Below are 10740 nucleotides of genomic sequence, written 5' to 3'. Positions count from 1 at the left end.
AGGTGCGTGAAGCGGCGGCCCTGCTCAAGCTGACGCCATATCTCGACCGCACGCCGCTCAGCCTGTCGGGAGGCCAGCAGCAACGCACTGCCTTGGCGCGCGCCATCGTCAAGAATGCCAGCCTTGTTCTGCTCGACGAACCGCTGGCCAATCTGGACTACAAGTTGCGCGAGGAACTGCGCGCTGAATTGCCGAGGATCTTTGCCGCCGCGGGCACGATCTTCGTCTATGCCACGACCGAACCGCATGAAGCGCTGTTGCTCGGCGGCAATACGGCGACACTGTCGCAAGGCCGCATCACCCAGTTCGGTCCGACCATCGAGGTGTTCCGCGAGCCGGTCGATCTGGTGACGGCCAGGACCTTCGCCGATCCGCCCCTGAACACGATCGTGCTCGCCAAGAAAGGTCCGGTCTTCCAGCTGGACGGCGCCGTGAACCTGCCGGTCCCGGCCGAACTTGCAGGCATCCCCGACGCCAACTACACGATCGGGTTTCAGCCGCACCACCTGTCGCTGGAGCGACCCAACGCGTCGGCGGTATCGGTGCGGGCCAAGGTGACGATCACGGAGATCACCGGGTCGGAGAGTTTCATCCATCTCGACTTCGCCGATGCACGCTGGGTCATGCTGACCCACGGCATTCGCGACTTCGAGACCGACGCCGTGATCGAGGTGTTCATCGATCCGCGCCACATTATGGTCTTCGACGGGCAAGGCCGCGCCATGAGCGCGCCGAAGCTCGCGGCATAGGAGGCCGGGATGGCGCGCATCGAAGTCAACAATGTCAGGCATTCCTACCTGCCAAACCCGCGCACCGATGCCGATTTCGCGCTGCGCGAGGTGCACCATGTGTTCGAGGATGGCGGCGCCTATGCGCTGTTGGGACCGTCCGGCTGCGGCAAGACCACGCTGCTGAACATCATTTCGGGCCTGCTGCACCCCTCGCATGGCCGGTTGCTGTTCAATGGCAGGGACGTGACCAATCTGTCGACGCAGGAGCGCAACATCGCGCAGGTGTTCCAGTTCCCGGTGATCTACGACACCATGACCGTGTACGACAATCTGGCCTTCCCGCTGCGCAACCGCGGCGTGCCGGAAGCCGATGTCGATCGCAAGGTGCGCGAGACATTGGAGATGATCGACCTGGCGTCCTGGGCGAAGAAGAAGGCGAGGGGCCTGACCGCCGACCAGAAGCAGAAGATCTCGCTTGGCCGCGGGCTGGTGCGCTCCGACGTCAACGCCATCCTGTTCGACGAGCCTCTGACCGTCATCGACCCGCATATGAAATGGGTGCTGCGCTCGCAGCTGAAGCAGCTGCACCGCCGCTTCGCCTACACCATGGTCTATGTCACCCACGACCAGACCGAGGCGCTGACCTTCGCCGACCAGGTCGTGGTCATGTATGATGGCGGCATCGTCCAGATCGGCACGCCGGCCGAACTGTTCGAGCGGCCACGCCACACTTTTGTCGGCTATTTCATCGGCTCGCCCGGAATGAACGTCATGCCGGTAGCGGTCGACGGCAAGACGGCGACGCTCGGCTCGCAGCGGATTGAGCTGCCTGGTGCTCCACAGACAGGCAGCGGTACCGTCGAGCTTGGCATCCGCCCGGAGTATGTGCGGCTCGGCCGCGACGGCATGGCGGTCTCGATCAGCAAGGTCGAGGATGTCGGTCGCCACAAGGTGGTGCGCGCCAGGCTGGAAGGCCGCGACATCGCCGCGATAATCGGCGAGGATGACACAGTGCCCGCCGAACCGAAGGTGCGGTTCGATCCGGCCGGCATCAACATCTATGCCGACTCCTGGCGCGTCGAGATGGGGGCATAGATGGACAAGACCTGGAACAACAAGGCCTGGTTCCTGGTACTGCCGGTGCTGGTGCTGGTGGCGTTCACCGCCGTCATTCCGCTGATGACGGTGGTCAACTATTCGGTGCAGGACACGTTCGGCAACAATGTCTTCACCTGGGCCGGCACCGAATGGTTCGAGGAACTGCTGTCGTCCAGCCGCTTTTGGGAAGCGATGGTGCGCAACCTTGTCTTCTCCTTCATCATCCTGGCGATCGAAGTGCCGCTCGGCATCTTCATCGCGCTCAACATGCCGAAAAAGGGCTGGGGCGTCCCGGTCTGCCTGGTGCTGATGTCATTGCCGCTGCTGATCCCGTGGAATGTGGTCGGCACCATCTGGCAGGTGTTCGGCCGCAACGACATCGGGCTTCTGGGGTATTACCTCAACGCGATCGGCATCGATTACAACTATGTGCAGGATCCGTTCGACGCCTGGGTGACCATCATCATCATGGACGTCTGGCACTGGACCAGCCTTGTCGTGCTGCTCTGCTATGCCGGCCTGGTCTCGATCCCCGATGCGTTCTACCAGGCGGCAAAGATCGATGGCGCCTCGCGCTGGGCGGTGTTCCGCTACATCCAGCTACCGAAGATGCAGCGTGTGCTGTTGATCGCGGTGCTGCTGCGCTTCATGGACAGTTTCATGATCTACACCGAGCCCTTTGTCGTCACCGGCGGCGGGCCGGGCAACTCGACCACGTTCCTGTCGATCGACCTCGTCAAGACGGCGCTCGGCCAGTTCGATCTTGGCCCGGCGGCGGCCATGTCGCTGGTCTACTTCCTCATCATCCTGTTGTTGTCGTGGGTGTTCTACACCGTGATGACCAACTACGACGCGGAGCGTTGAGATGGCTGGCGCCAATGAACGGACCGAGCGCAAGGCGATGAACGGGACTGCGGCTTCGGAAGGCCTCGCCAGTTCGCTGTCGCAGAGCGATCTCGACAGGCGCATGCGCCGGCGCGGCGAGGAATCGCGCTGGTGGTGGATCGTGCCGACGCTTTACATCATCGTGCTGCTGCTGCCGATCTACTGGCTCATCAACATGAGCTTCAAGACCAATGCGGAGATAGTCAACTCGCTGACGCTCTACCCGCATGCGCCGACGGTCGCCAACTACGTCACCATCTTCACCGAGAAGGTCTGGTATTCCGGCTACATCAATTCGATCACCTATGTCGTTATGAACATGGTGATTTCGGTGTCGGTAGCATTGCCTGCGGCTTACGCCTTCTCACGCTACCGCTTCCTCGGCGACAAGCATCTTTTCTTCTGGCTGTTGACGAATCGCATGGCGCCGCCGGCGGTGTTCGCGCTGCCGTTCTTCCAGCTCTACTCGGCTTTTGGCCTGATCGACACGCATATCGCGGTGGCGCTGGCCCACTGCCTGTTCAATGTGCCGCTCGCGGTGTGGATCCTCGAAGGCTTCATGTCGGGCGTGCCGAAGGAGATCGACGAGACCGCCTATATCGACGGCTATTCCTTTCCGCGCTTCTTCCTGAAAATCTTCATGCCGCTGATCGCCAGCGGCATCGGCGTCGCCTGCTTCTTCTGCTTCATGTTCTCATGGGTCGAACTGCTGATCGCCCGCACGCTGACCACGACCGACGCCAAGCCGATTGCCGCGACAATGACGCGCACCGTATCGGCGTCGGGCATGGATTGGGGCCTGCTGGCGGCCGCCGGCGTGCTGACGCTGATCCCCGGCGCGCTCGTCATCTGGTTCGTGCGCAACTACATCGCCAAGGGCTTTGCCCTGGGGAGGGTGTGACCATGAATTTGAACCTGTCCTGGATGGCGTGGACACCACCGACGGCGATCTTCTTCGTCGTCATCGCGCTGCTCCTGGTCGGCATGGGCGTCTGGGAATACGCCTCGCCGGGCGGCAACCCTCGCGTCGGCCTGCTGCGCTTCGAGACGACGCGCGGCGATCGTCTGTTCGTTTCGCTGCTTGGCAGCGCCTTTATCCATCTCGCTTGGTTGGGTCTTGTCGGACCCAGCCTGTGGTGGGCTCTCGCTCTCTCCGTGGTCTACGCGATTGGCGTGTTCCGCTACGTATAGAGGGGGAAACTGTTGGAGCGGCCGCGTGCCGGCGACCGCTCCGATCGCACTTGAAACCTGAACAGTGGAGGAAACACATGCGACGGCAATTTCTAACATCAACGACAGCCCTTGTACTATTGCTCGGCGTCGGCAATGCCTATGCCGGTATGGATGAGGCAAAAACCTTTCTGGACAAGGAGATAGGCGATCTCTCGACGCTTTCGCGCGCCGATCAGGAAGCCGAAATGCAGTGGTTTATCGACGCAGCCAAGCCCTTCCAGGGCATGGACATCAAGGTGGTTTCCGAAACCCTGACGACTCACAAATATGAGTCTGAGGTGCTAGCCCCGGCCTTCACCGCCATCACCGGCATCAAGGTCACGCATGACGTCATCCAGGAAGGCGACGTCGTCGAGAAGATCCAGACCCAGATGCAGACCGGCCAGAACCTCTATGACGGCTGGGTCAACGATTCCGACCTGATCGGCACCCACTGGCGCTACCAGCAGGTGCGCAACCTGACCGACTGGATGGCCAATGAAGGCAAGGATGTCACCAATCCCGGCCTCGACCTGAAGGACTTCATCGGCTCGTCCTTCACCACGGCGCCCGATAAGAAGCTCTACCAGCTTCCCGACCAGCAGTTCGCCAACCTCTACTGGTTCCGTTACGACTGGTTCAACGACGAGAAGAACAAGGCCGACTTCAAGGCCAAGTACGGCTACGACCTCGGCGTGCCGGTCAACTGGTCGGCCTATGAGGACATCGCCGAGTTCTTCACCGGCCGCGATGTCGGTGGCAAGAAGGTCTATGGCCACATGGACTACGGCAAGAAGGACCCGTCGCTCGGCTGGCGTTTCACCGACGCCTGGCTGTCGATGGCCGGCAATGGCGACAAGGGCATTCCGAACGGCCTGCCGGTCGACGAATGGGGCATCAAGGTCAACGAGAAGTCCCAGCCGGTCGGCTCCTGCACCGCGCGTGGCGGCGACACGAATGGCCCGGCGGCGGTCTATTCGATCCAGAAATACCTCGACTGGCTGAAGGCGTACGCTCCGGCCGAAGCACAGGGCATGACCTTCTCCGAATCGGGCCCCGTGCCGGCGCAGGGCAACATTGCCCAGCAGATCTTCTGGTACACGGCCTTCACCGCCGACATGGTCAAGTCGGGCCTGCCGGTGATGAACGACGACGGCACGCCGAAGTGGCGCATGGCGCCGTCGCCGCATGGCGTCTACTGGAAGGACGGCATGAAGCTCGGCTACCAGGACGTCGGTTCGTGGACGCTGATGAAGTCGACGCCGGAAGACCGGGCGAAGGCGGCATGGCTCTACGCCCAGTTCGTGACCTCGAAGACCGTGGACGTGAAGAAGAGCCATGTCGGCCTGACCTTCATCCGCGACTCCACGATCCACGACAAGAGCTTCACCGAGCGTGCGCCGAAGCTTGGTGGTCTGATCGAGTTCTACCGCTCGCCGGCCCGCGTCCAGTGGTCGCCGACCGGCACCAACGTGCCTGATTATCCGAAGCTGGCACAGCTCTGGTGGCAGGCAATCGGCGACGCGGCCTCGGGCGCCAAGAGCGCGCAGGAAGCCATGGACTCGCTCTGCGCCGAGCAGGAGAAGGTCATGGCCCGTATCGAGAAGTCCGGTGTCCAGGGCGACATCGGGCCGAAACTCGCCGAAGAGCATGATCTGGCCTACTGGAATGCCGACGCCGTCAAGGCCGGCAATCTCGCTCCTCAGCTGAAGATCGAGAACGAGAAGGAAAAGCCGCAGACCGTCAACTACGACGAACTGGTCAAGAGCTGGCAGAAATAGGCTGCCGTGGGCGTCCGCGCCCGCGTGAAATTTGGGGGAGGCGGCATGTTGCCGTCTCCCCCGTTTGTGTCGAGACGAAGGACATTGGAATGAGCGGTTTTGTGCTGGCAATCGACCAGGGCACCACGTCCACCCGGGCCATCCTGTTCGACGGCCGGATGAACATCGTCAGCAGCGGTCAAAAGGAATTCACCCAGCATTATCCGGCGTCCGGTTGGGTCGAGCATGATCCGGAGGATATCTGGGCCGGCGTGCTGGCGACCGTGAAGCTGGCGTTGAAGAAGGCCGACCGGCCTGCGTCCCAGGTCGCAGCGCTCGGCATCACCAATCAGCGCGAGACCATTGTCATCTGGGATCGGGCGACGGGCAAGCCGATCCACAACGCCATTGTCTGGCAGGACAGGCGCACCGCGCCGCTGTGCCAGAAACTCAAGAAGCAGGGACTGGAAAAGACATTCACCCGCAAGACCGGCCTGCTGCTCGATCCCTATTTCTCCGGCACCAAGATTGCCTGGATCCTCGACAAGGTGAAAGGCGCCCGAAAGCGCGCCGAGAAGGGCGAATTGCTGGCCGGCACGATCGACAGTTTCCTGATATGGCGGCTGACCGGAGGCAAGGTCCACGCCACCGATGCCACCAACGCCTCGCGCACGCTCGTCTACAACATCGCGGAGAACAACTGGGACGACGAATTGCTGTCTATCCTCAAAATTCCCGCGAGAATGCTACCCGAGGTGAAGGACTGCTCGGATGACTATGGAATCACGGAGAAAAAGCTTTTTGGCGCCGAGATAAGAATCCTCGGCGTTGCCGGTGATCAGCATGCCGCGACCATCGGCCAGGCCTGCTTCGAGCCGGGCATGATGAAGTCCACCTACGGCACCGGCTGTTTCGCGCTGCTCAATACGGGCGGCGATATGGTGCGCTCGAAGAACCGCCTGTTGACCACCATAGCCTACCGGCTGGACGGCAAGACGACCTATGCGCTGGAAGGCTCTATCTTCATTGCCGGAGCGGCCGTGCAATGGCTGCGCGACGGCATAAAGGTGATCGGCAAGGCTGAGCATAGCGGCCAACTGGCCAGTGAGGCCGATCCGACGCAAAACGTATATCTGGTGCCGGCCTTTGTCGGTCTCGGCGCGCCATACTGGGACGCCGAGGCACGCGGCGCCATCTTCGGGCTGACCCGCAATTCGGGACCGGCTGAATTTGCCCGTGCCGCACTGGAATCCGTCGCCTACCAGACGCGCGACCTGCTTGACGCCATGCGCAAGGACTGGAAGGGCGCGGCCGCCAGGACGGTGCTCAGGGTCGATGGCGGCATGGTGGCATCGGACTGGACGATGCAGCGGCTGGCCGACATCCTCGATGCGCCGGTCGACCGCCCGACCATCTTGGAGACGACCGCTCTCGGCGCGGCTTGGCTTGCCGGCTCGAAGGCGGGCGTCTGGCCCGCGCAGCGGCAATTCGCGAAGAGCTGGGCGTTGGAGCGGCGGTTCCAGCCCGCGATGGACAGCGCCGACCGTTCAGCGAAACTCGCAGGGTGGCGCGACGCGGTGCGCAGAACGCTGAGCAAGCCGTAAGCGAGGTGAATGATGACGAACCCGGATTGGTATGCCCACTGGCGCGCCGAGGCCGTCGATCAACTGAATGACAAGAACCGGCGCTTGCAGGATGAATTCCGATTGGGTGGCTGGTCCCGCTACGACTACGATCTGACATCTGGAAAACTGGTTTTCTCAGATGAGAAAGTCATCAAAATTATCGCCGAAATCCAGGTCGCGGGCAGCACCAGCGTGAAAGCAGGGAACTGGCTCTGGGCTTGGTCAAACTCGAACCTGCCTGGCGAGATGCTGTTCGATGCAAGAATGGTTCGATCCTTCGGGGAAGAGAACGGCATAGACGAATTGGCCCAGCCCTATGTAACAGACGCCCGAGACGATCTGGAAGTGCTCGGATGGGAATTGTCCGCTACGACAGTTCGAATTTGCCATGCGGTTGGAGTCTACCGTTCCCCCCGTGGAGAGGGCGGCGGCTTGTACCTGATCATAAAAAGCATCGCTTGGGCGACTTGACGACTACGCCCATGCCGAAAAAAGTCCGCGCCGTTTCCGGCGCGGACTTCCATACTCATATCGGTTCACGCATTCAGATCGTTGGACGATCAGTAGGGCGAGCGGCACTCGCGACGAGGACCATTGTTTGGCTGAAACGTGTTGTCGGACGCCCGGTAGCTCCGGTAGTGGTCGTAGCACCACTGCACATGCGAATTGCCTTCAGAGACGCGGTTGTTCTCGCTGTTGACGATCGCGCCGGTGATCAGGGCACCAGTCGCGAAAGCCGCAAGCGGGAACCAGTAATCGCCGTGGCGACGGTAACCGCGATGGTACTCACGGTACCCGCGATGTCCATTCCAATAGCCGCCGCCATCGTGGTTACGCGAGAAATTCCGATTGCCGAAATTCCTGTTGCCGTTGAACTTGCGGCCGAAATTGCGGTTCTGCATCCACGGCTTATAGTCTACCGACTGCACGTCGGCCGACACAGGAGCGGATTGCGGCACGAACGCCGGAGCTGCGTAGGCCGGAATGGCAGACAGCGCAAACGAAGCAGCCAGCGAGGTCGCCAATATGCCCGATACGATCTTATTCATTGTCTTCTCCTTCGAAAGGGTGATTGACGTCCCTTGTGGCAAGACAACGAGCAAGAGAGGTCAAGGTTCCTCCCGCAATCCCAAGTTGCTGACTTGTAATGTTTCTCCCGCTGGCATCCACGTAACTCAGTCCAGCCAGCCGGCGCGCGGGCTGGAAAACAACCTGCGTGGCGTTGGCTACAGCAGCCGGTCCGAGCCGCTCCTGTCCGACTTGGCCGGCGCGCTTTTTCCGGTTGACCGGTCGAGGCACTCTCCCTATGTTCCGCGCAATTTCGAGGGCGGCCTTCCGAGCCCACGGGAGCGCGTAGCTCAGCCGGTAGAGCAACTGACTTTTAATCAGTAGGTCATGGGTTCGAATCCCATCGCGCTCACCAATTAGTTCAGTTCCGTTCCGGACACAGTTTACGGTTTATGCCGGACAGAAGGTAACACCTTTGGCCCGAAGGGTCTTGGAGTGGTGGTCCGAGAAGGGCGATGGAATAGCTTGCGGTGATGAAAGATATCGGCCTGCGCGATCAGGAATACTTGGTTGTCTTCCGGCGTGCGGGTTTTCGGACATGTAGCGATCACCCACCAGGGCGCACAAGCTTCTAGAGGCCAAGTGCCGACGAAATCGGGCTGCCGCCGCAGCATCTGTTCGCCGGCACGTCGACCAGCGGCCTGCTATGGAGTTTTGCTTCACGAGCTGACCCATCGGACGGCGCCCCGGCGGCAACGCGAGTTCGGCAAGCGCCTCGGTGATGCCGCCTTACGCGACCGAAGAATCGGCTGCCAAGCTCGGAGCCGCGTTCGCGGCGCGAAACTGGGCATCGAGGCGGAGAAAAACGCAGTTCTAAACACCGCCATACCCCCGCTTACTTTTTATTGGAGAACACACTGTAAGAAGCATCCAAATGATGAGGCGCGAGGCTGGCGTCGCGTCTGCGGAGAGTGTTGATGAAGACCTTTGGTGCTATGTTGACCTCCTATAGAGGCTACGGTCCGGGCTTCAATTTTCTGCGCATTACGTTGGCTTTCTCCATCGTTTTCTATCACGTTCTTACCAATTCGGACCACTGGGATCTCGCGCATGGTCCAGTGCTTTGGTTCCTTGAATACAGCCTGGTTCCGATGTTTTTCGCCCTTAGCGGCTTTCTGATCACAGCCAGCGCGCAACGTCTCAGCCTGGAAGATTTCCTGATCAATCGCGCGCTGCGCATCGTCCCGGCGCTAGCGGTTGATATTCTGGTGTGCGCCTTCATCATTGGTCCGGCCGTCACCACTCTGCCGCTAGCCAATTATTTCACCAATGCAGGCTTCTTTGCATATATGCTGAATATTATCGGCTGGGTGCATTTCCAACTGCCGGGCGTGTTTACACGCCTTCCGGTGCCGCAGGTCAACGGCGCGCTGTGGACCATTCCATGGGAGATATGTTGCTACACAATCATGTCGGTCATGATGGTGACAGGCGTGGTGCGGCGGCCGGTGGCGACTGTTCTGCTGCTAGCGATCTTTCTCCTCGCAGGCATTATGGTCGAGCATTTCGCGTCTGCCGAGGCAGGGGAAGTCTCAGCCCTACATATCATCTTCGTAGGCCGTGGCGCCCACCTCATCACGGCCTTCCTGTGCGGCATCATTGCGTATCAGTTGCGCGATAGAATCCCGATGAGCAGGATGCTGTTTGGTACCTGCGTCGGCGTCGCGGCGTCCGCCATGCTCCTGCTTGAAACGAGCGCAACTGGAAGTGTTGCAGACAGGCTGATCCTGATGCCAGTTCTGACCTACATAACCATTTACTCCGGCCTTTCGCGCTTGGTGCTCCCGAGGATCCTAGAGGGCGGGGATTATTCCTATGGCGTTTATCTTTACCACGTGCCCTTCATTCAGCTCGCTATCCTGGTCGGGCCGTCAATCCTGGTCGGCACGGTAGTCGGCATTGTCACACTGACGTTGACCGTTGGCGCCGTCGTTCTCTGCGTCGCTGCAATTTCGTGGCACTTGATTGAGAAGCCAGTGCTGTCGCTTAGGAAACGCTGTTCACTGACGGGCAGGATGATTGCGGCAGGAGAGGGCGCTCAGTATCCAACCGAGGAAACCGCCGCCTCGGCAAAAATCTGAAAGGGGTGCGTCGCCGCGCGGTAAAGGAAAAACTTTGCCTGGGAAAGGACCGAGGGTTGGGCGCCACGGCCGACAAATCCCGTCGCTCACCAAATTCAACGCCAAAAGTCAGCGCATAGTTGGCGGCGCAAGTGCCACGAGGCATCTTGTCTGCAAGGCAGGCGTTTGACCGAAATCAAGGCTTTTGCACGTCGGTAGTCCAGACTGGCCGCCATGCAAAACGCCACGACACATGACGCCAAGACACATGCGGATAGCGCCATGCGGCCCGAGTTGGCCG

General features: G+C 60.7%; 10 protein-coding genes and 1 tRNA gene. 10 read left to right on the top strand and 1 reads right to left on the bottom strand.

Annotated elements, in window-relative coordinates; translation table 11 throughout:
- The 8 genes from WC739_RS22025 to WC739_RS21990 form a co-directional block, all read left to right on the top strand.
- A partial coding sequence (locus WC739_RS22025; RefSeq protein WP_372955111.1) for an ABC transporter ATP-binding protein occupies nt 1-749 on the top strand: 749 nt, incomplete at its 5' end.
- A gap of 9 nt (nt 750-758) precedes the next feature.
- The gene (locus WC739_RS22020; RefSeq protein WP_372955110.1) at nt 759-1826 is read left to right on the top strand and encodes an ABC transporter ATP-binding protein; all 1068 of its coding nucleotides are present in this window, start codon (nt 759-761) and stop codon (nt 1824-1826) included.
- On the top strand, nt 1827-2693 hold the full coding sequence (locus WC739_RS22015; protein WP_224664988.1) for a carbohydrate ABC transporter permease: 867 nt from the start codon (nt 1827-1829) through the stop codon (nt 2691-2693). It begins immediately after the preceding gene.
- A 37-nt stretch (nt 2694-2730) separates the two neighbouring features.
- The gene (locus WC739_RS22010; protein WP_372955112.1) at nt 2731-3615 is read left to right on the top strand and encodes a carbohydrate ABC transporter permease; all 885 of its coding nucleotides are present in this window, start codon (nt 2731-2733) and stop codon (nt 3613-3615) included.
- Nucleotides 3616-3617: 2 nt separating this feature from the next.
- Nucleotides 3618-3905: a DUF2160 domain-containing protein gene (locus tag WC739_RS22005; RefSeq protein ID WP_372955109.1), complete on the top strand. Its 288-nt coding sequence runs from the start codon at nt 3618-3620 to the stop codon at nt 3903-3905.
- Nucleotides 3906-3982: 77 nt separating this feature from the next.
- The gene (locus tag WC739_RS22000; protein WP_372955108.1) at nt 3983-5707 is read left to right on the top strand and encodes a carbohydrate ABC transporter substrate-binding protein; all 1725 of its coding nucleotides are present in this window, start codon (nt 3983-3985) and stop codon (nt 5705-5707) included.
- Nucleotides 5708-5796: 89 nt separating this feature from the next.
- Complete coding sequence (gene glpK, locus WC739_RS21995) at nt 5797-7290, top strand: glycerol kinase GlpK (RefSeq protein WP_372955107.1); 1494 nt, start codon at nt 5797-5799, stop codon at nt 7288-7290.
- Between the two features lie 9 nt (nt 7291-7299).
- Complete coding sequence (locus tag WC739_RS21990) at nt 7300-7782, top strand: DUF6882 domain-containing protein (protein ID WP_372955106.1); 483 nt, start codon at nt 7300-7302, stop codon at nt 7780-7782.
- 89 nt (nt 7783-7871) lie between these two features.
- On the opposite strand, the gene WC739_RS21985 is transcribed toward WC739_RS21990, so the two are convergent.
- Entirely contained in the window at nt 7872-8360 is a 489-nt protein-coding gene (locus WC739_RS21985) for a BA14K family protein (protein WP_372955105.1), read from the bottom strand.
- Between the two features lie 298 nt (nt 8361-8658).
- Here WC739_RS21985 and WC739_RS21980 point away from each other — a divergent pair.
- Both WC739_RS21980 and WC739_RS21975 read left to right on the top strand, forming a co-directional pair.
- Nucleotides 8659-8734 (top strand) — tRNA-Lys (locus WC739_RS21980).
- A gap of 562 nt (nt 8735-9296) precedes the next feature.
- Nucleotides 9297-10460, top strand: coding sequence for an acyltransferase family protein (locus WC739_RS21975; RefSeq protein ID WP_372955104.1), 1164 nt, complete (start codon nt 9297-9299; stop codon nt 10458-10460).
- Nucleotides 10461-10740 lie beyond the last annotated feature (280 nt).

Source organism: Mesorhizobium sp. (genome assembly GCF_041661565.1).
In the GTDB taxonomy this organism is placed as follows: Bacteria; Pseudomonadota; Alphaproteobacteria; order Rhizobiales; family Rhizobiaceae; genus Mesorhizobium.
Note: the sequence above shows the minus strand (reverse complement) of the source record. Positions and strands in the feature narration are given on the sequence as shown.

Bases quoted from the DNA above. Each gene is read 5' to 3' on its own strand.
- WC739_RS22020 (WP_372955110.1), top strand. From the start codon at position 759: ATGGCGCGCATCGAAGTCAACAATGTCAGGCATTCCTACCTGCCAAAC.
- WC739_RS22015 (WP_224664988.1), top strand. From the start codon at position 1,827: ATGGACAAGACCTGGAACAACAAGGCCTGGTTCCTGGTACTGCCGGTG.
- WC739_RS22010 (WP_372955112.1), top strand. From the start codon at position 2,731: ATGAACGGGACTGCGGCTTCGGAAGGCCTCGCCAGTTCGCTGTCGCAG.
- WC739_RS22005 (WP_372955109.1), top strand. From the start codon at position 3,618: ATGAATTTGAACCTGTCCTGGATGGCGTGGACACCACCGACGGCGATC.
- WC739_RS22000 (WP_372955108.1), top strand. From the start codon at position 3,983: ATGCGACGGCAATTTCTAACATCAACGACAGCCCTTGTACTATTGCTC.
- glpK (WP_372955107.1), top strand. From the start codon at position 5,797: ATGAGCGGTTTTGTGCTGGCAATCGACCAGGGCACCACGTCCACCCGG.
- WC739_RS21990 (WP_372955106.1), top strand. From the start codon at position 7,300: ATGATGACGAACCCGGATTGGTATGCCCACTGGCGCGCCGAGGCCGTC.
- WC739_RS21985 (WP_372955105.1), bottom strand. From the start codon at position 8,360: ATGAATAAGATCGTATCGGGCATATTGGCGACCTCGCTGGCTGCTTCG.
- WC739_RS21975 (WP_372955104.1), top strand. From the start codon at position 9,297: ATGAAGACCTTTGGTGCTATGTTGACCTCCTATAGAGGCTACGGTCCG.